Below are 21,134 nucleotides of genomic sequence, written 5' to 3'. Positions count from 1 at the left end.
TTTTAGACTTTTTATAGTATGAACTTAATTTACTTAGTACCACTATTTCCGCTCGTAGGATTTTTGTTAAATGGTTTGTGTAGAAACTATCTAAACAAATCATTGGTGGGAATCATTGGCAGTGGCAGCATCCTGGCGTCTTTCATTGTGAGCCTTATTGTGTTCTTTGATGTTAAAGCCGGACACACAGGTGTTGTGAGCTACTTTGAATTCATCAATCTTGGAAAATTTGCCATCCCGTTTGCGTTCCAGGTCGACCAGCTTTCTTCTTTATTCCTTCTTATCATTACCGGCGTTGGTTTTCTGATACATCTTTACTCTACCTCTTACATGCATGAAGAAGAGAGCCAGCACTTCGCAAGATATTTCGCTTACCTCAACTTGTTTGTGTTCTCTATGCTTTTGCTGGTGTTGGGCGCAAACTATGTGATCATGTTCATCGGTTGGGAAGGCGTAGGTTTATGTTCTTACTTGCTGATCGGTTACTGGTTCAAAAGCATTCCTTATACAAATGCCGCGAACAAAGCGTTCATCATGAACCGTATTGGCGACCTTGGCTTTTTGATCGCTATCTTCTGGATCATTTCAAAAGTCGGATCGGTAAACTATACCGATGTTTTCTCAAGCTTAAATAAGTTCAGCACAACTGATCTGGTAGTTATCACATTACTGTTGTTTGTTGGTGCTACCGGTAAAAGTGCACAGATACCTTTATACACATGGTTACCGGACGCGATGGCGGGTCCTACTCCTGTATCTGCACTCATCCACGCTGCAACGATGGTTACGGCAGGTATTTATATGATTGCCCGTAGTAACATATTGTATTCTCATGCGCATGTTACGATGCATATAGTGGCAGTTATTGGTTTAGCAACAGCTGTATTTGCTGCAACAATAGCATTAAAGCAAAACGATATTAAAAAAGTATTGGCATATTCTACCGTAAGTCAACTGGGTTATATGTTCCTTGCCCTTGGAGTAGGAGCTTACACAGGTGCGGTTTTCCATGTAATGACACACGCTTTCTTCAAAGCCTTGTTGTTCCTTGGTTCTGGTAGTGTTATCCACGCGATGGGTGGCGAACAGGACATTCGTAAAATGGGTGGTTTAGGAAAATACATGCCTGTAACGCACATCACATTCCTGATCGGATGTTTGGCAATTGCTGGTATTCCTGGTTTTTCAGGCTTCTTTTCAAAGGACGAAATATTGGCGCATACATTCAGTGAAAGTCCTGTAATGTACTGCATTGGCCTGTTTGGCGCATTGCTTACTGCATTTTATATGTTCCGCTTGTATGCGACTACTTTCAAAGGTTCTTTCCGCGGTACACATGACCAGGAGCATCACTTGCATGAAAGTCCTGCAGCGATTACCATTCCATTGATCATTTTGGCTGTACTGGCATTTGCAGGCGGTTATGTTGGCATTCCTGAATTCATAAAACCAGATGCACACGCTTTGGATAATTTCCTTTCTCCAATCTTCGCTGAGTCTAAGAAAGTATTGGGGAACCATCCATTGGAACATAACACAGAATGGATGCTAACTGGTATATCTACATTATTGATCGTTATCGTAGTTGTTACAGCTTGGTCAAAATTTGCTAAGAAAGCAGATGTTGAAGACCCTCAGGGTTTTGGAAAAGTATTGGCCAACAAATGGTACATCGATGAATTATATGATGCCATCATTGTAAAACCTGTGTATGGTTTGGGCAGATTCTGCAACAATGTATTAGAAAAACTGGTTGACTGGATAATAAACGGTGTGGGAAGAAGTGTGCAGTACGGCAGCCGCCAATTACGTTTGCTACAAAGCGGACAAGTTGGAAGCTATGTGTTGTTCATGATCATTGGTATTGTGTTGTTCTTTGTGATGCAGTTCTTTTTTAAAAAGTAACAACGACAATTTGAAAATGTGGTGATTTGAAAATTTGAAAATGTTATTAAGCTCGACACGTTGAGTTAAAAAGAGAAGTCCGATCGTCAGAATTTTCAAATCTTCAAATTTTCAAATCGATAATTAATTACCTGTTTGAATTTGAAAATATAATTATGGTTCCTGTATTATTATTACTCATTCCTTTATTTAGCGGGCTTGCACTGTTTGCAGTGAAGAACGAAAATAGTGTGAAGACGCTGGCGTTGCTGTCAAGTATTGTAACGTTAGCTGTAGCGCTATATGGCATGACATGCGCCAATGGAAGCGAATATTTAATTGTAAATAAAGAATGGCTTCCTGCTTTGAACAGCCGTTTTCATATGGAGATAGATGGAATGGGTAAAGTATTGACTTTACTTACCGCATTGTCTTTCCCAATTGTTTTTGCGGCAACATCAGGCAATCGCTATGAAGATTCAAACAGATTCTATGCGCTTATGTTATTAACGCAAGCCGGTTTGATGGGCGTGTTCATGGCCATGGACGCATTGTTATTCTACTTCTTCTGGGAATTGGCGCTGATCCCGGTTTACTTCCTATGTTCTCATTGGGGCGGCGAACGAAGAATACAGGTTACTTTCAAATTTTTCGTGTACACATTTGTAGGTTCACTATTAATGCTGACTGCATTGATCTATTTGTATTTCCATGCAGGTCAGAACTTTGATATCAAAGCATTCTACAACATCAAATTGACTTCTTCCAAAGACGCGTTGATGTTCTGGTTGATGTTTGTCGCATTTGCCATCAAAATGCCTTTGGTTCCTTTTCATACATGGCAGCCCGATACTTACGAACAATCACCAACAGCAGTTACGATGATACTGAGCGGTGTGATGGTGAAAATGGGTGTGTTCGGTGTGATCCGCTGGGTGGCTCCTGTATTGCCAATAAGTTTTTATCAATATGGTGATACCATCACATGGATGGCGATCATCGGCATGATATACGCGTCTCTTGTTGCAATGCAACAGGACGATTTGAAACGTTTAGTGGCGTATTCATCGATCGCGCATATCGGCTTGATGGTTGTCGCATTATTCGCAACTACAAAAAGCGGTATGCAAGGTGTAATGATCCAGATGTTTAACCACGGTATCAACATCATCGGAATGTGGATTGTGGTAAATGCGATTGAGCAGAAATTCGGAACAAGAAAGATGTCTCAGCTGGGCGGGATTGCACAAAAAGCACCGGGCCTTGCAATACTGTTAGTAATTGTTGCCTTTGCAAATATAGCACTGCCACTTACCAACGCATTTATTGGTGAGTTCATGATGTTCAACGGTGTATTTGCGTCAACTGTTACCAGCTTCAATGTTGCGTTTACTGTGTGTGCGGCACTCACAATAATTCTTGCCGCTGTCTACACATTGAAGATGCTGCAGAAAGTTTTATTTGGCGAAACAAGTGCTGTTACGGCTCAGACAACAGATATCAGTTTCTCTGTAAAAGTTTCACTGGTGATTATTGTTGGAGCGATATTGTTATTCGGAGTATATCCAAAACCAATGCTTGGTGTGACGAATGAATTGGTAGATGTGTTACTGAGCAAGATGACACTGACAATGGGTAAATAAACAAGTAAAAATTAAAAAGTAAAAAGTAAAAAATCAAGAGCTGACATCAAAATTCTATCAAAGCATCGTGTAGGTTTTTTGAATTTTGACTTTTGAATTTTGACTTCAAGTTATCAATATTATGAACGCGATTATTATTTCTGCTATCCTGGGAGTTGTTATGATGTACAGCGGAGTATTGACTAAAAATACTTCTGCTATACGCAATGTCGCAATTGTCGGGCTTATTGTTTTGCTTGGTCTAAACATGGCCGAAGGTTGCGGCTACCAGCTATTTCATATCAACACAAAGGGAATGATGAGCTTTGAAAAATACGGCTTGTTGTTCAACAGCATTGCATTTGCATCCACTCTAATTTACTTTTTACTGTCTGGTCGTGACGTTGAAAAAGTGGGCGTGTATGTAGCGGAATATTTCGCTCTTATATTTTTCATCTTGTGCGGTGTTGCAATCGTAACATCATTCAATAGTTTGTTGTTGTTGTTCATCGGTATTGAAATCATTTCTATCCCGCTGTACATTTTGACAGGTGCAGACAAACGCAACCTGAAAAGCAATGAGGCATCTTTGAAATACTTCCTGATGGGTTCTTTCTCTACAGGTATCATGTTGATGGGGATCACGCTGATCTTCGGTGCAACTGGAAGCTTCATGTTGAAAGGCATTGCTCCACTTGTTACCGGTGCCGCTGATGCACCATTGAACGTTTGGTTGGTTTCAGGTTTGCTATTGTTGTTCATCTCAATGGCCTTTAAAGTATCGGCAGCTCCTTTTCACTTTTGGACACCAGACGTATATGATGGTGCTCCTTCTGTGTTCACTTCATTCATGGCGACCATTGTAAAGGCTGCTATTTTTGTGGCATTCCTTCGCTTGTTTGACGGTGCATATGGCGAAATGAAAGGCGCATGGCAATCAATCATTTCCATTACAATTTTATTGACATTATTCATAGGAAATATTACCGCTGTATTTCAGCAAAGTGTTAAACGCATGCTCGCTTATTCGTCAATAGCACAGGCAGGGTTCATGTTGTTTGCTTTGTTCGGTTTCAACGACTTTGCGAAAGAAGGTATCATTCTTTACGCAGCAGCATATAGCCTCGCGACAATTGGCATTTTTGCTATTTTGATCAAAATGAAAGACTATACTTTCGAAGGTTACAATGGCTTGGGGAAATCGCAACCGGTACTTGCCGCGACAAATACAATTTTCTTGTTGTCATTGGCTGGAATTCCTTTAACAGCAGGCTTCTTTGCCAAATATTACATGCTGGCTGCTGCGATTAAAAATGGCACTCAGTTCTGGCTGGTGATCTTTGCTGTATTGTGTGCCGCGGTGAGCGTGTATTACTATTTCCGTGTGATACAATCCATGTATTTCAAAACAGGAAATGCTGAAACTGCCACTATTACTCCGGCATTTAAATATGTGTTAATCGTGTTGGCAGGTATTGTGATCTTGCTGGGTGTGTTCCCGCAACTGTTACTGAATCAAATGTATTTCTAAAAAGAATGATATTATAATAGAAATAAAGCCGGTTAGCAAAAAGTTAACCGGCTTTGTTTTTGAGCGATCAAAGGTTGGTACATTTGCTCTAATAATGATAAGAAAACCGGAAATAGATATAGTAAATGAAGTGTTGGAGGAATGCATTGTTGCGTATCCGATTTCTTCATTTGTTATCAGTTTGTATCAGCAGTATATCAAGCGTGGAAGTTTGAGTAAAAAGCAATTAGAAGGGTTACATGGCAAAGCTTCCAAGATACAAGGAATATCGCCAGCTAAACTGGCTACACTCGAGGCCCTGATTAAGAAAATGCCTACCCGCTTCAAATCCGAAGCACCAGCACCTACACCTCTTTATGAAAAAAAAGATGAAACGCACGGACAAATGATCGAGGACATTTTGGCAAAATATCCGCAACACAAAAGGGTGCTTTTTTTCAAAGCAAAATATGATAACAACGAAATGCTGTCATCGCAGGAAGTTGCTGAGCTCAAAAAATTTGGACAGTTGTTGAAGAGGTTGTAAACAAAGAATTCCAGGATAGATTTTTATAAACAAAACGGCAGAAGGTTGATTCTTTCTGCCGTTTTGCGTTAGTGCGATTTGCACTAAAAAGACAATTTATTGTACTAAAATTTTTGTAACTGTTACATTCTTACTTCCCTGAACCGGCATAACCTTCACCACATATTCACCCCTCGAAAGCTGTGAACCTGTTGCAATTGACTCTACTTGCCCAGCGAATTTTATATCAACTGTTTTTTGAGACAATAGCTTCCCGGATTGGTCAAGCAACTGAATAGAATATTTACCTGTCGGGAGATTGTTGAAGTTTGTATAAACAAGGCCATTCACAACTGGATTTGGATACACTGATAATTTACTATTATCAACTTTTTTCAGGTTCTTATTCTCAAATAAGAAATTGCCGTTTGCAAGATCCGAACCTACATAACTGGAATCGCAGGAGCCATATCTCTTGCAGGTGAGAGATGGAATATCTACCACATAATATCCTGCAGTAGAACTTGCACTGCTTACAACAAGATTGCCATCATCATCCACAGCGGCACCGTTGCTGGAAAAGTTTTGAGGAAAACCAGTCACTGTTCCCAGGTATGTTGCCACTTGTGTTTGGATATTTATTCTAAACAAAGCCTGGTGCGCGGAAATAAGATACAGGTTGCCGACTCTGTCAGCCACCATATCTCCACCCCAGCTTGTTTGCTGGCTGTGGATTGAAACATCTTTATTTGACGCAGCATCTGAAACTGATCCCAGATCAGTAATCACAGGATTTTTATCAGTTGTAAAACTGATGAAGTGGTTACCGTCGTTTGAAAGCGCATAGCCAATTCCATTAGGGTCAAATGTCATTCTCGTGATATGATTTGGCAGATCATTCAGGTCTTTTGCCACACCAAATGTCTCATTATTGAAATAGTAGATCTTACCCGTATTTGGCTCTATATAACGAAGCTGGTTAATACCCATCGGTGTATAATAAAGCCTTTGATGTTTTGCATCATAAGCTGCAGCCGCGCTATAGGTATCAAACGGCTCTCGAATCAATGGCGTTGCAGCGGAAGGCGCGGTTTGATTTAATGCACTTGCCTTGTTAGATTCTTTCAATAATTTTTTTGAACGCGCATCAAAAAGCGAATAACTCATATTGCTTTCATACACATTTTGAAGCAATTGACCGGTGGTAAGATCAATCATTTTAACTTCTGTCCAGCCAACTGTTTTGTTATTACCCGGAGAAGTGATCACATAAGCATAATTGCTCTTTTGTTGTGAAAATGAAAGAAAGGAAGCAGCAAGCGAGATGGTGGTAAGTAAAATTTTATACCTCATGATAATAAGGTTTTATGGGTGGTTCAATACTATAAAAATACATTTTTTGGTACGCTTAGTCAATGGGTGCGGAGGCTCGTTTCGCGGGTGTGGGAGACGAGTTCGATACGTCTCTACTAACTGATTTTATTGCATTGTTTTATAAAGGGCGAGCAACTTATCAAGTCTATTTAACACTCGAACAATTTATTGTAACAACAACTTTTGCAGGCAATTTGTTGACGAGATCGCACTAAAAAAATCATCGCTTTTATAATTGAAATAGAAAGTTCGAGTTAACAGGAAAAAATCAGTGCAAATCAGTCCAATCCGTGTCATCTGCGTGCTCTCTTCCGAAATTTCATCTCGCAATTCTTTGATCTATAAATCATTTCTTATTTTAGACCTATGAAGTTGACTGATACCTTTTCGCTGTCGTTTCGCACAATCAGAAGCAATTTTCTTCGCACCTCAATTACAGTTGCCATAATTGCTCTGGGGATCGCTGCGTTAATAGGTATCAACACTGCCATTCAAGCCATTGCGCAAAAATTTCAGGAGAGCTTTTCTTCAATGGGTGCCAACGGATTTACCATCCGCTACAGGCAGGTGAACGTTCAGTTTGGAAGGCCAAGCGTAAAAATGCAAAGCAGGAAAAGCAGGAAACTCAAAACGTCCAACGCAAACAAAACAATCAACATCCTGGAAGCAGAAGCATTCAAGGAAATGTATAAATATCCTTCCGAAGTGAGCATTTCTATCGGAGGTGGCGGAAACAATATTGTGAACTATGGCAGCCTGAAAACGAATCCTACCGTGCGCATAAACGGAGGCGATGAAAACTATGTAGATATGAATGGCTACGATCTTGCTGCAGGGCGTAACATAAATACGCTTGATGTAACGTCCGCAAGGAATGTGTGCATCATCGGAAAGGATATTCTAGACAAACTATTCAAAGGTAATAATGATCTGGCCGTTGACAAAGTAATCAGCATAAACGGCATTTCTTATCGTGTGATTGGAACCTTGCAATCAAAAGGATCGACGTTTGGGATGAGTCTTGACAACCTCATCATAACTTCTTACAAAAATGTGCGTCGTTTTTTCAATACGGGAACCAATGCTTCTTTTTCAATAGGAGTGAAAGTCAATGATGTGAGCAGCATGGATGTTGCCATTGGCGAAGCGGACGGTACATTCAGGGCCATTAGAAAAGTAAGCGTTCAAGACGATGATAATTTTTTGATCGATAAAAGTGACAGCTTCGTTGAAATGCTAATGAAGCAATTGGGGTGGCTTACGGGAGCAGCCGTGGTAATTGGATTTATAACCCTCATAGGTGCAGCGATCGGATTGATGAACATTATGCTCGTGGCAGTGACCGAACGCACAAAAGAAGTAGGTTTGATCAAAGCCATAGGAGGCAAGCAACGCAATGTAAGACAGCAGTTCCTTTTTGAATCTATCATTATCAGTCTGCTCGGAGCTTTTTTTGGAATTATCATCGGTGTATTGCTTGGAAACATAGTCAGTGTACTAATGGGCACCGGCTTTGTTATTCCATGGGTGTGGGTTGCATTAGGCGTGCTGATTTGTAGTGTAGTTGGATTATTGGCCGGCCTCTACCCTGCATTTAAAGCCTCAAGACTAAACCCGATCGAGGCCCTGAGATATGAATAAGAACCGACAATTTACCGACCTTAATGCTAATGGTTCTTAATCCCGCAAAAAAGCAACCAACGACAAATGCCGCACCTGTCAATTTATTAATTTTCAAATCTTCAAATTTCCAAATTGTAATGCTGGCATCCTTTTTCCGTTTAAAAGAAAACAATACCACTGTAAAAAAAGAGGTTCTTGCGGGGCTCACTACCTTTTCAACCATGGCTTACATACTGGTTGTAAATCCAGTAATTCTTTCAAAAGCCGGAATGCCTTTCGAAGCACAAATTGTATCAACAGCATTAGCCGCAATAGTAGGAACATTGGTAATGGCTTTGTATGCAAAGCTTCCTATCGCACTGGCACCAGGTATGGGTTTAAATGCATTTTTCGCCTACACCATTGTATTGGGAATGGGCTACACCTGGCAATTTGCGCTCACTGCCGTTTTTCTCGAAGGCGTTTTGTTTATACTGCTTTCACTGTTCAAAGTGCGGGAAGCGATTATCAACAGTATTCCCATCAATTTGAAACATGCAATTTCAGTTGGCATTGGATTATTCATTGCGTTAATAGGAATGGTAAATGCCGGCATTGTGGAAACGGGCATGCAGCATATCGGCCACAATAATTTAGATGGCGTTATTGTAAAACTGGGAGATGTAAAGTCTGCAGGGCCCATCATTGCTGTTATTGGTCTGCTGGTAAGTGCAGTGTTCATGTCAAAAAATGTGAATGCCGCATTGTTGATCGGAATCGTTGTTGCTGCAATTATCGGCATTCCGTTAGGCATCACCAAACTTCCGGCAAATGGTCATTTCATAAGTTTACCGCCTTCTATCTCTGCCACATTTTTTAAACTGGAGTTCGATAAGATCTTTACCGTTGATATGTTGGTGATTTTATTTACGCTCCTGATGGTAAATCTTTTTGATACTGTAGGAACGTTGATCGGATTGTGCAGCAAAGCGGGACTCCTCGATAAAGACGGAAAAATTCCCGTTGCCAAAAAAGCATTGCTGGCTGATGCTATTGGAACTACTTCCGGTGCATTGCTGGGAACCAGTGTGGTAGCGGCTTACGTTGAAAGCGCCAGCGGTATAGCTTCAGGAGGTAAAACGGGTTTAACGGCGTTTACAGTGGCCTGCATGTTTTTTCTTTCTTTATTTTTTGCTCCGGTATTCATGGCCATTCCTGCTGCTGCAACAGCTCCTGCTTTGATTATTGTAGGAATGTTGATGATGAGTGCGGTAAAAGAAATTGATTTCTCCGACATCACAGAAGCGGTGCCGGCATTTCTCGCGATCGTTATGATGCCTTATACTTACAGCATTGCAGAAGGTATCGTATTCGGAATGCTTTCCTATGTGTTCCTGAAAATATTAAGTGGCCGTTACCGCCAGATTTCACCGGTGATGTATGTGTTGACGGCGTTGTTTTTGATAAGTCTGTTTTTGAGATAATTGAAAGTTGAAAGTTGAAAATTGAAAATGATGCTTATGTGTCTTAGTGCATCATAAAAAACATCATTTTCAATTTTCAACTTTCAATTTTCAATTTAACTGCGGGTCTATTGGAAAGTTGATCATTATCTCATACTTGCCGCCCATATGTCGCAGAGAATCTTTCCAGATTTCGTTTGTATCGTTGTGGAACACAATATTACGCGTGGCTTCAACGGTGAGCCATGATTTCTCTTTAATCTCCCCGTCCAGCTGACCCTCTCCCCAGCCTGAATAGCCAACGAAAAATCTGATCTTGTTCGCACTGATTTCTCCATTGCGCAATAGTTCCAACACACTGGCAAAATCGCCGCCCCAGTAAATACCTTCGCTTACCATCATACTGCCTTCGATCTCGTTGGGATATTGATGGAGAAAATGAATGGTATCCATTTGTACCGGGCCGCCATAATACACGGGTATTTCGAGGCCATCGGCATTATTGATCAATTCGTTGAGCTTATATTCGTAAAAACGGTTAATAACAAAACCAAAACTGCCTTCATCACGGTGCTCGCATAACAGCACCACTGTTCGCATGAAGTTAGGATCCTTTAAAAATGGATCGGCTACTAATAATATGCCTGGTGCGGGTTCAATCATACTATCAAATTAAGCTATTAATTTAAGAATCCGAAATTCAAAATTTGAAAATTTGAGGATTTGAAAATTTGAAAATGCTGCAGGTACTTCTTCCCGAAATATTCCAACGCTCAAATAGTCAAAGAGATTCGTTCAAAGCTGATAAGCCAAACGGAAACAGTCTTCAAATTTTCAAATTTGGCGCCCTATTTTGCAAAACCTTCGTTAAAACACTCCGCAATTTGCTATATTGTCGCTCCAAAACTTATTTGATAAATAATTTTGTAGATGAAGAAAATTTTCCCCGTTATAATTTTACTGATCACGCTTTCTCTTGCAGGAATCATTATCATCCAGGTGTCCTGGTTCAGATCAATGATGGAGAACAAAGAGGAAGAGCTCGATCGTAAAGTGATTGATGCGATCAGCCAGGTGGCATCAGATCTTACAGAGCAAAAGGGAACACTGCCTTCACTGCGCAATTCAAGATTGCGTCCATCATTTTCTTTTCCTTCAGATCAGATGATGAAGGAGTTGATGAAACCGCCTACCATTGCGGAGAAATTTACTGAGTTTGAGATCAATGAAAAGATCAACAATACTTTTAAAAAAATTGGTTTAAAATCCACACGATTTGAGTTTGCCGTTGTGTCCACTGCGGGTTTGTTTAATTTGGAATTGAAATCAAAAAAGTTTGTGGAGGTAATGAACGACACGATACGTAACAAGCGTTTCCTTTACCCATTCCTTCAAAACTCAGACAATATAAATTTTCAGCAGTCCGTTTCAAACGAACTTTTGGTGGTGATTATTCCTGATATAAAAAACCAGGCGTGGCGGGAACTACGATGGATATTACCGGCTTCGATTTTATTCACACTAATTCTCGTTAGCACATTTTATATAACCGTTCGGACCATGTTGCGACAGAAAAATTTGGGTGAGATCAAAAACGATTTTATCAACAACATGACGCACGAGTTTAAAACGCCGCTTGCGACAATTTCGCTCGCCGTTGATGCGTTGAAAAATGAAAAGGTGATGCAAAGCCGAGAGAAGATGCAATACTTCAGCGACATTATTAAAGAAGAGAACCGTCGCATGAATAAGCAGGTGGAAACCATTTTGCAGGCAGCTCTCATGGACAGGCAGGAAATAAAGCTAAACAGAAAATCACTTCATGTACACGATGTGATCGGACATGTAATAGATAATTTCAACTTGCAATTACAGGATAAAAATGGTCAGGCTTTCATGAATCTAAATGCCACCAACGATCTTGTTTACGGTGATGAAGTACATATAACAAATCTTATCTCTAATCTTATTGATAACGCGGTTAAGTATTCAAAAGACAACTTGATATTACGCGTGAGCACGACCATTGTAGGCGAGTCGTTGCAAATCAAAATTGAAGACAACGGTATTGGTATGAGCAAAGAATCGCTGAAAAAGATTTTCGAAAAATTCTATCGTGCTCACACGGGCAACGTCCATAATGTAAAGGGTTTTGGGCTTGGCCTTAGCTACGTTAAAACGATCATCGATGCGCACAATGGAAAGATCAAGGTAGATAGCGTGCTTGGTAAAGGCACAGTGTTTACGATAGAGTTGCCGTTGCAGACGAAAGAGGAGGTGGTGGAAGAGGAAGTGTAATTAACGAATTCATTGAATCGTTGAACAATGGAGTATTCTTCTTTTTTCCGCGAGCCTAACGTCATTGCGAGCCCTGCGGAGAAAGAATGTTCGAAATACAAAAATCAAGATGAGCAAACAGCGAGCAGGGCGAAGCAATCTCAAATGGTGTACCGGAGATTGCTTCGCCCCGTTTCTTGATATGCAAAGCCGCCTGGTTAAAGAGGTCATTCATTCTTTGCAGGAGGCTCGCAATGACGCGCACCATTGTTTATCGGACCTGATTTTATACCTGAGAATTGAACAGCAAACTGCCATCTCCATAACTCAAAAATCTAAAATCATTCTCCAACGCATAATCATAAACTTTTCTCCAATCCTCACCAATCAACGCAGCGACCAACAACAACAAAGTAGATTGCGGTTGATGAAAATTAGTAACCAATCCTTTGATCACTTTAAAACAATAACCAGGCGCAATGAGGATTTGCGTTTTGCATAAAATCTTTTCGAGATTATTTTTGTGCATCCATTGCAGTAATGCAATCATTGAGTCGATAAGCGTTACATTCATTTGTTGCAACGCTTCACCGTATACATCCCACTGATGAATTTCAAGTTCATGCATATTGGTATCAGAATGCATCAATGCTTTAACGCCCATCCAGTAAAGACTTTCAAGCGTTCGCAGAGAAGTGGTACCGACTGCAAAAATGTTTGAATGAAAATCTATTAGTTTTTGAATCGTTGCTTTATCGACGTCAATAAACTCCGCATGCATCTCGTGATCCTGCATACGTTCTGCTTTTACAGGTTTGAATGTACCGGCACCAACGTGCAGCGTAACAAAAGTATGTTCAACATTTTTTTCTTTCAATGCATCAAAAATCGCAGGAGTAAAATGCAGACCCGCAGTAGGCGCAGCTACCGAACCATCATGTTCCGCATAAATAGTTTGGTAAGTGCTGCTATCGTCTGCAGTCGTTTCTCTTTTTAAATAAGGCGGAATAGGAATGATGCCAAATGTGTGCAGCACTTCTGCAAAACTCAATGATGCCGGCTCCCACGAAAGTTCCAGCATAAAGCAATCAGGCAAACGTTCGATCATTTTTGCATACAGACAAGGCATTGCTTTGTCTCCATTATCGGCGGGATTATGCGAAAGCGATTTCTCCAGGATCTGCCCATGTTTCCATTTGCTCGCACCGCCAATCAAACATTTCCACTGCACTTTATTTTTCTGCAACATTGCAGTCGTGAGGTCCGGGTAAATATCAGATGGCTCCAGGCAAAAAATTTCAATGATGCCACCTGTAGGTTTTTGAAAAAGAATTCTTGCCTCCACCACTTTGGTGTTATTGAAAACGAGCAAACTATTTTCCGGAACAAATGATGAAATATTGCTATAGGTTGATTGCTCGATTTTCCCACTTTTATACACCAAAAGCTTGGAAGCATCCCTTTCCTGCAATGGAAACCTCGCGATTCGCTCTTCGGGAAGCGTATATGTATAGTCGTTGATAGATAATTTTTCAGGGTGCATGCTGTAATAACTGAATAATTGAATAACTGAATCGTCAAAGTTAAAGAGGTTGACTGAACATAAGCTTTCGGTTATTCAGTTATTAAAAGATCCATGTAAATCAGTTTAATCAGCGTCATCTGCGTGCTCGCTTCTTCAGTTATTCACAATTTCCTCTCCGTAATTCACCGAATATTCACACGTAATTCACATTTTAGTGTTTTTAATGTCACTTCCCACCCTTTAATCGCTTATCTGCATTGCGTTTGAGCCCATTTTGGGCATGTGGAAAAAATTATGAAATCAAAATTTCTATTAAAAGTGGGAAAAAGTGTTATTTTGTGGTAATAAATGTTTGAGTTGTGTCAAATTCCTGTAAATGAACGGATTTCTAGGTGAATATGAGGCTACATTGGACGCAAAAGGTCGCTTTCTCCTTCCGGCTGGCTTTAAAAAGCAGTTGCCAGAAGAAGATGATGGCCGTTTTGTCATAAACAGGGGATTTGAAAAGTGCTTGACATTGTACCCGATGAAGAGTTGGGAACCAGTATATGATGAGTTACGCAAGCTGAATGATTTTGATCCGAAGGTACGTGAATTCCGCAGGTATTTTTTAAACGGAGCCACGACTTTGGAGTTGGATAGTGCAGGAAGGTTGTTGTTGCCGCCAAACCTTAAGGCACATGCGGAATTGGAAAAGGACATTGTGTTGGTCGCGGCCTTCGATAAAATTGAGATCTGGGACAAAAACAAATATCAGCAGTTCTTTGACACCGTTTCGCCTGATGCATTCAGTAGCCTGGCGCAACAAGTAATGGCACCGCCACCTCCGGCAAAAAGCTAATTCTTTAAGCATTTAAAAAAGTAGTGATGAAGAAAGATAAAAAAGAAACGGCCGGAGATGATGCGCAACACGCTGGCAGCGATTATCACATACCCGTACTATACAACGAGGTGTTGGATAATCTTGTAATAAAAGCGGATGGCATATATGTGGATTGCACTTTTGGGGGCGGGGGCCACTCAAGAGGAATTTTGTCAAAACTTGGTCCGGAAGGAAAGCTGATCGCTTTTGACCAGGACGCCGATGCGAAAAAGAATTTGCCCGACGATGAGCGTGTGATTTTCGTACCACACAATTTTCGTCACATACAACGATTTCTGCGTTTGCATAAAATAACACAGGTCGATGGAGTGTTGGCGGATCTTGGCGTGAGCAGCCATCAGTTTGATGAAGCAGAAAGAGGTTTTTCTATCCGTTACGATGCGGACCTTGATATGCGAATGGATCAGCGACAAACGACAACGGCTTTCGATATTGTAAATACTTACAGCGAATCGCAATTGCACAAGCTGTTTGAACAATACGGTGAAGTAACCAATTCAAAAACGCTGGCGAAAAAAATTGTAGAAATAAGAAAAGCGGTTTCGCTTAAAACGATCCACAACTTTAAAAACGCTTTGCAAGGAGTGGTAAAAGGAAATCCAAACAAATATTTCGCGCAGGTCTTCCAGGCATTGCGGATAGAAGTGAACGATGAGTTTGGTGCGCTGAAGGAAATGTTGGAGCAACTGCCGACAGTCTTGAAGCCAGGTGGACGAGCAGCGATCATAACATTTCACTCTTTGGAAGATAGGATTGTGAAAAGCTTTTTTAAGAAAGGCACATTTGAGGAAGAAGAAGAGCATCCGTTTGAAAGTAAGAAGATTGAAAGCTTGATGAAGCCAACCACTAAAAAGCCGATCCTTCCAACAGATGAAGAGATGAAGAGGAATTCGAGATCGAGAAGTGCGAAGTTGAGAGTGGCGGAGCGAGTAGACGCAATTAAGAATTAGGAATTAAGAATTGTTTGAGTGTGGGAAATGTAAATAAAATATAGGCCACCAAAAATCGGAGACATCAGTTATTCAGTTAATCAGTTATTAAATGAGCGAGGTTGTAGAAAACGATACTAAGGAACCTGAAGTTAAACAGAAAAAAGCCTCCTGGCGCAGATGGTTCAAGTATGCGTGGGTGGTCAAGAACATTCCTTTTTTTCTTTTTCTAAGTGTGCTGGCGATCATTTATATATACAACGGACACTATTCGGACAAAACGATTAAGGAAATAAACAAAACGAACAAGGATTTAAAGGAGCTGCAATTTGAATTCAAAACACTGAAAAGTGAAGTGATGTTTCGCAGCAAGCAAAGTGAATTATCAAAAGCGGTTGAGCCATTGGGATTAAAAGAATTGTCAACTCCGCCGGTGATACTCGCAGATAGTTCAACACAAAAGGACGACTGATTTTATGGAGGTAAAACGCGACATACTATGGCGGGTGTATTTAAGTTTCCTGGGAGTTGTATTCCTGGGCATAGCTGTAATTGGCCGCGCTTTTTACATTCAGAATGTGGAAGGGCATTATTGGAGAAGTAAGAGCGATAGTTTACACACAAAAATTGTAAACCTTGAAGCAGAAAGAGGAACGATCTATAGTGAAGACGGCAGCATGTTGAGCACCTCAATTCCTTACTTCAACATTTACATAGACTTTGGTGCAGAAGGATTGCGTGAAAAAGGAGGTAAGAGATTCAATGAAAATCTGGATTCGCTTAGTTTGTCTTTAGCAGGCCTTTTTAAAGATGCTTCAACGGAAGATTATAAAAAGATGTTGCAGAAAGGATACAGAGATAAGAATAGGTTTTTTTTATTAAAGAAGAATATTTCGTTTGAAGAATACAAACAGCTGCGTGATTTTCCACTCGTGAAACTCGGAAGAAACAAGAGCGGATTCATTCCGGATGTACAATCTAAAAGATTAAATCCTTTTGGATTGCTGGCAAACAGAACGATCGGCCTGGCTCGTGAAAATGCACAAAACGTGGGATTGGAAAGAACTTACGACAGTTTGCTGAAAGGGGAAAGTGGAAAGAAGCTCGTAAGATTCATTGCAGGTGGTGTAGCCGTACCCGTTGAAGGTTATGAAGTAGATGCGGAAAACGGAAAAGATGTAACAACGACCATCGACGTAACCATACAGGACATAGCAGAGAATGCTTTGCTGAAGATGATGATCGAAAATGAATGTGAGCATGGAACCTGCATGGTGATGGAAGTGGCGACAGGAAAGATAAAAGCAATCGCCAATCTTGGAAGAACACCTGAGGGTAATTACTGGGAAGATCTGAATTACGGGCTGCGGGCAACAGAACCCGGTTCTACTTTCAAGCTGGCAACAATGCTTTCAGTGCTGGAAGATAAATACGCGACATTAAGTACACACGTGAATTTGGAAGGTGGCAAATGGCAATACGGGCGCAGAACGGTCTTTGACAGTGAAAAACACGGGAAATATGATGTAACCATCAAGGAGGCATTTGAAGAAAGTTCAAATGTGGGAATGGCTAAGCTGGCAACAACTTACTATACCAAAAATCCTGAGCAGTTCATCAATCATTTAAAAAGATTAAGGCTGAACCAGCTAACAGGAGTTGATCTCATAGGAGAAACAAGTCCTGTGATCAAAACGCCGAAGTCAAGAACATGGAGTGCTACATCGCTGCCATGGATGGCTTTTGGATACGAGGTGCTGGTGAGCCCGCTGCAAACATTGATGTTGTATAACGCGGTGGCGAACAATGGAAAAATGATGAAACCTTATCTCGTTAATTCCTTCCAGAAAGATGGAATTACGGTAAAGGAAAATCAGCCGGTGGTGTTGGAAGAAAAAATTTGCAGCGAACAAACATTAAGACAATTGAAGTCTTGCCTTGAAGGAGTGATGTTGGAAGGAACAGGTAAAGGCTTGCAGTCACCATATTATAGAGCGGCGGGTAAAACAGGAACGGCGCTCGTTGCAAATGGCAGTCGTGGTTATGCAGACAGAATTTATCAGTCATCATTTGCAGGATATTTTCCGGCAAACAATCCGAAATACACTTGTATAGTGGTGATAAAAAATAAACCGTTTGCGAAAAAGTTTTACGGCGCATCAGTAGCAGGGCCCGTGTTTAAAGAAGTTGCCGACAAGTTGTACGCGATGAATGTAGACAAAAGTTCTTTCAATATCACAATGAGCGCGATCAGGAAAGACAGTTCTGCTTTCAACGGAGCTGGCAATACTGATGAAGTGAAATGTGTAATGCGAACACTGAAACTGCCTTACGTGGACTCAGTAAAAAGAATTGACTACACATCGGTTGCAACAAACGACAACCGCTCTGTACTAACAGCCAGGCCTGTGCAGAAAAATATAATGCCGAATGTAAAAGGAATGGGGTTGAAGGATGCATTGTATCTGCTGGAGAATATGAAAATAAAAGTAATTACAAAAGGTAGAGGGAAAGTAACGGCACAATCGCAGGACGCCGGAACGCCCGTTGCCAAAGGATCAACAGTAATAATAGAATTGAGTTAATGGCATTATTGCAGGATATATTATACAAGGTTAGCCTTCGCTCGGTGCAGGGAAATATGCAGGTAAATGTAAACGACCTGCAGATCGATTCGCGTAAGATAAGCGAAGGTTCGGCATTCATAGCGATCAAAGGTGTTCATGTAGATGGACATCAATATATAGATACAGCAATTGAAAAAGGCGCGACTGCTATCATTTGTGAGCAGTTTCCGCTGAGCTTGAAAGAAGGTATTACTTATGTGCAGGTAGAAAACAGTGGTGTGGCAGCAGGTAACATGTCTCATAATTTTTATGGACAGCCTTCTGAAAAGCTAGTACTGGTAGGTGTTACGGGCACAAACGGAAAAACTACCATCGCTACATTGTTGTACAAGCTCTTTACAGCGTTGGGATACAAAACAGGTTTGCTGAGCACTGTTCAAAACCAGATAGGCGGTGAAGTGTTGGCATCAACACATACCACGCCGGATGCGATCAGTGTAAATGCATTACTGAAAAAAATGGTAGATGCGGGTTGTACACATGCATTCATGGAAGTGAGTTCGCATGCGATAGACCAGCATAGGATCAGCGGGTTGGAATTTGCCGGAGGCATTTTTAGCAACATCACGCACGATCACCTGGACTATCACAAAACATTTGCAGAATACCTGCGCGTAAAGAAATCGTTCTTTGACGGATTGCCAACAAATGCATTCGCTGTTTCAAACCAGGATGATAAGAATGGTTCTGTGATGTTGCAGAATACCAACGCACAGAAGTATTTCTACAGCCTGCGCACGTTGGCAGATTTCAAAGGCAAGATCCTTGAAAATGGTTTGCTGGGTTTGGTGATGATCATCGATGAGCAGGAAGTGCATTTCAGATTGATCGGCGAATTCAATGCTTACAATTTGCTCGCTGTTTATGGCGCTGCGATTTGTTTGCATGAAGACAAACATGAAGTGCTGAGATGCCTGAGCGTATTGAGCGGTGCAGAAGGAAGGTTCGACTATATCGTGTCACCAAAAGAAAGAATAATCGGAATTGTTGACTATGCGCACACTCCGGATGCTTTGGTGAACGTGTTGACAACCATTCAAAAATTGAGAAAAGGTCACGAGCAAATTATAACTGTTGTTGGATGCGGCGGAGACAGAGATACGGCGAAACGTCCGGTGATGGGGCAGGAAGCATGTGACTACAGCGACAGGGTGATCTTTACGTCGGACAATCCGAGAAGCGAAGATCCCAACGAGATCATCAAACAAATGGAAGAAGGATTGAACACTGCGGCAAAAAGAAAATTTATTTCAATAGTAGATAGAAAGGAAGCGATCAAAACAGCATTGAGTTTGGCGAAGCCGGAAGATATCATTCTCATAGCAGGAAAGGGCCATGAGAAGTACCAGGAAATAAATGGTGTAAAACATCATTTTGATGACAAAGAAGTGCTAATGGAAATGTTCGAGTTGTTTGGAAAGTAAAAAGTAAAAAAGTAAAAGTAAAAAACGGAGAGTCCTGGTATTCGGCGACAAACTCAGTTATTCAGTTATTCAATTATTCAGTCATTATAAATGCTCTATCAATTATTTGAATGGTTTAAATCTGAAGGGTGGAAAATTCCCGGAGGACAATTGTTCCAGTTTATCACATTTCGTGTTTTGCTGGCCATCATCTTGTCCCTGGTAATTACGACGGTGTTTGGAAAATCACTCATCAACTATTTGCGTCGTAAACAAGTTGGTGAAACAGTTCGCGACCTCGGTCTTGCGGGCGAACAACAGAAAAAAGGAACGCCAACAATGGGCGGTATCATCATCATTCTTGCCATTTTAATCCCAACATTATTATTGGCGGATTTGCACAAGGCTTATGTAAGGCTGATGATCCTCAGCACTATTTGGTTAGGAATAATTGGTTTCATAGATGACTATTTAAAACTAAGGGCAAAACGCATTGCACAACAACAAGGCGTTCCTTATAAAAAAGGTGATAAAGATGGTTTAGCGGGTTGGTTCAAGATCTTTGGTCAGGTTGGTTTGAGTGTTATCATTGCCAGCACGCTGTTGTTTAACGAAAACGTAAAAGTTTGGCGGGAATATACCGGTGACATCACTGGTGTTAAAGATGTGAAAACTGTAAAGTTTGACAATGTACAAAGACATTTTGTAGAGGCGAAAGATCCGGTAACAACCATTCCGTTTGTAAAAAGCCACGAGTTCAACTACGCGAAATTGTTACCACCGGCATTGAGAAGTTTTACATGGGTTCTGTATATAGCTCTGATAATCTTTATCGTAGTAGCAGTTTCCAACGGCGCGAATTTAACAGACGGAATTGATGGATTGGCTACCGGCGTCTCGGCGATCATTGGTGTGTGTTTGGGCGTGTTTGCGTATGCAAGTGGTAACCTCAGGCTAGCCGATTATCTAAACATCATGTACATTCCTAACCTTGGTGAGTTGTCCATCTTCATCGGAGCGCTTGTGGGTGCATGTATCGGATTCCTTTGGTACAATGCATTTCCTGCACAAGTGTTCATGGGCGATACAGGAAGTTTAACATTGGGAGGCATCATTGCAGCGCTGGCAATCATAGTGCGAAAAGAATTGTTGATACCTATTTTTTGTGGAGTGTTCTTAGTAGAAAATATAAGTGTAGTAGTACAAGTTTCCTATTTCAAATATACCAAGAAGAAGTATGGCGAAGGCAAACGGATATTTTTAATGAGTCCATTGCATCACCATTATCAAAAGCTGGGTTATCATGAAAGTAAAATCGTAACCCGTTTTTGGATAGTAACAATATTATGCGTTGTGTTTTCAATTGTAACATTGAAGATCCGCTAGAAGTAACATTGAAAAACCGGATCAAGTGTTTTAAAATCCTATTCTTGAATGACCACCCTAAGGCGATCAAAAGACATTGAGGTGCAGTTACTAACAAATCCATTCTTTTGAAGAACCCCAAAA

The 21,134-nt window shown here is 40.9% G+C and carries 16 protein-coding genes; 13 read left to right on the top strand and 3 right to left on the bottom strand.

Features of this window, described 5'->3' with window-relative positions; all coding sequences use genetic code 11:
* The first annotated feature begins 18 nt into the window (after positions 1-18).
* The 4 genes from nuoL to QJ048_RS00200 all read left to right on the top strand — a co-directional run bounded on the left by nuoL (position 19) and on the right by QJ048_RS00200 (position 5,563).
* Positions 19-1,905, top strand: coding sequence for an NADH-quinone oxidoreductase subunit L (nuoL, locus tag QJ048_RS00215; protein ID WP_282332271.1), 1,887 nt, complete (start codon positions 19-21; stop codon positions 1,903-1,905).
* 155 nt (positions 1,906-2,060) lie between these two features.
* Complete coding sequence (locus QJ048_RS00210; protein WP_282332270.1) at positions 2,061-3,527, top strand: complex I subunit 4 family protein; 1,467 nt, start codon at positions 2,061-2,063, stop codon at positions 3,525-3,527.
* 121 nt (positions 3,528-3,648) lie between these two features.
* The gene (locus QJ048_RS00205) at positions 3,649-5,037 is read left to right on the top strand and encodes an NADH-quinone oxidoreductase subunit N (RefSeq protein WP_282332269.1); all 1,389 of its coding nucleotides are present in this window, start codon (positions 3,649-3,651) and stop codon (positions 5,035-5,037) included.
* Positions 5,038-5,131: 94 nt separating this feature from the next.
* Entirely contained in the window at positions 5,132-5,563 is a 432-nt protein-coding gene (locus QJ048_RS00200; RefSeq protein ID WP_282332267.1) for a hypothetical protein, read from the top strand.
* Positions 5,564-5,659: 96 nt separating this feature from the next.
* Here QJ048_RS00200 and QJ048_RS00195 read toward each other — a convergent pair whose 3' ends face one another.
* Positions 5,660-6,895 carry a T9SS type A sorting domain-containing protein gene (locus tag QJ048_RS00195; protein WP_282332265.1) on the bottom strand — a complete coding sequence of 412 codons (1,236 nt, stop codon included), beginning with the start codon at positions 6,893-6,895 and terminating at the stop codon, positions 5,660-5,662.
* Positions 6,896-7,282: 387 nt separating this feature from the next.
* Between QJ048_RS00195 and QJ048_RS00190 the strand changes: the two genes are divergently transcribed.
* A complete protein-coding gene (locus QJ048_RS00190) occupies positions 7,283-8,557 on the top strand; it encodes an ABC transporter permease (protein ID WP_282332263.1) in 1,275 nt (424 codons plus the stop codon).
* 119 nt (positions 8,558-8,676) lie between these two features.
* The gene (locus tag QJ048_RS00185; protein ID WP_282332260.1) at positions 8,677-10,002 is read left to right on the top strand and encodes an NCS2 family permease; all 1,326 of its coding nucleotides are present in this window, start codon (positions 8,677-8,679) and stop codon (positions 10,000-10,002) included.
* A gap of 90 nt (positions 10,003-10,092) precedes the next feature.
* Here QJ048_RS00185 and QJ048_RS00180 read toward each other — a convergent pair whose 3' ends face one another.
* Positions 10,093-10,644, bottom strand: a complete 552-nt coding sequence (locus QJ048_RS00180; protein WP_282332258.1) for a YqgE/AlgH family protein — start codon at positions 10,642-10,644, stop codon at positions 10,093-10,095.
* A 267-nt stretch (positions 10,645-10,911) separates the two neighbouring features.
* On the opposite strand from QJ048_RS00180, the gene QJ048_RS00175 reads away from it, so the two are divergent.
* Positions 10,912-12,279, top strand: coding sequence for a sensor histidine kinase (locus QJ048_RS00175; RefSeq protein ID WP_282332256.1), 1,368 nt, complete (start codon positions 10,912-10,914; stop codon positions 12,277-12,279).
* 265 nt (positions 12,280-12,544) lie between these two features.
* Here QJ048_RS00175 and QJ048_RS00170 read toward each other — a convergent pair whose 3' ends face one another.
* Entirely contained in the window at positions 12,545-13,801 is a 1,257-nt protein-coding gene (locus QJ048_RS00170) for an S-adenosylmethionine:tRNA ribosyltransferase-isomerase (RefSeq protein WP_282332254.1), read from the bottom strand.
* Between the two features lie 358 nt (positions 13,802-14,159).
* Between QJ048_RS00170 and mraZ the strand changes: the two genes are divergently transcribed.
* From mraZ to mraY, 6 genes are all read left to right on the top strand, one after another.
* Positions 14,160-14,624: a division/cell wall cluster transcriptional repressor MraZ gene (gene mraZ, locus QJ048_RS00165; protein WP_282332252.1), complete on the top strand. Its 465-nt coding sequence runs from the start codon at positions 14,160-14,162 to the stop codon at positions 14,622-14,624.
* Between the two features lie 26 nt (positions 14,625-14,650).
* Positions 14,651-15,616, top strand: coding sequence for a 16S rRNA (cytosine(1402)-N(4))-methyltransferase RsmH (rsmH, locus tag QJ048_RS00160; protein WP_282332250.1), 966 nt, complete (start codon positions 14,651-14,653; stop codon positions 15,614-15,616).
* A gap of 91 nt (positions 15,617-15,707) precedes the next feature.
* Positions 15,708-16,067: an FtsL-like putative cell division protein gene (locus QJ048_RS00155; RefSeq protein ID WP_282332248.1), complete on the top strand. Its 360-nt coding sequence runs from the start codon at positions 15,708-15,710 to the stop codon at positions 16,065-16,067.
* A 4-nt stretch (positions 16,068-16,071) separates the two neighbouring features.
* Complete coding sequence (locus QJ048_RS00150) at positions 16,072-18,180, top strand: penicillin-binding protein (RefSeq protein ID WP_282332246.1); 2,109 nt, start codon at positions 16,072-16,074, stop codon at positions 18,178-18,180.
* Complete coding sequence (locus QJ048_RS00145) at positions 18,180-19,646, top strand: UDP-N-acetylmuramoyl-L-alanyl-D-glutamate--2,6-diaminopimelate ligase (protein WP_282332244.1); 1,467 nt, start codon at positions 18,180-18,182, stop codon at positions 19,644-19,646. The genes QJ048_RS00150 and QJ048_RS00145 overlap by 1 nt, the downstream gene beginning before the upstream one ends.
* A 90-nt stretch (positions 19,647-19,736) precedes the next feature.
* The gene (mraY, locus tag QJ048_RS00140) at positions 19,737-21,011 is read left to right on the top strand and encodes a phospho-N-acetylmuramoyl-pentapeptide-transferase (protein WP_282332242.1); all 1,275 of its coding nucleotides are present in this window, start codon (positions 19,737-19,739) and stop codon (positions 21,009-21,011) included.
* The last annotated feature ends 123 nt before the right edge of the window (positions 21,012-21,134 follow it).

Origin of the sequence: Pinibacter soli (assembly GCF_029961145.1) — a bacterium.
GTDB lineage: Bacteria > Bacteroidota > Bacteroidia > Chitinophagales > Chitinophagaceae > Pinibacter > Pinibacter soli.
This window is presented reverse-complemented; position numbering and strand designations above follow the sequence as displayed.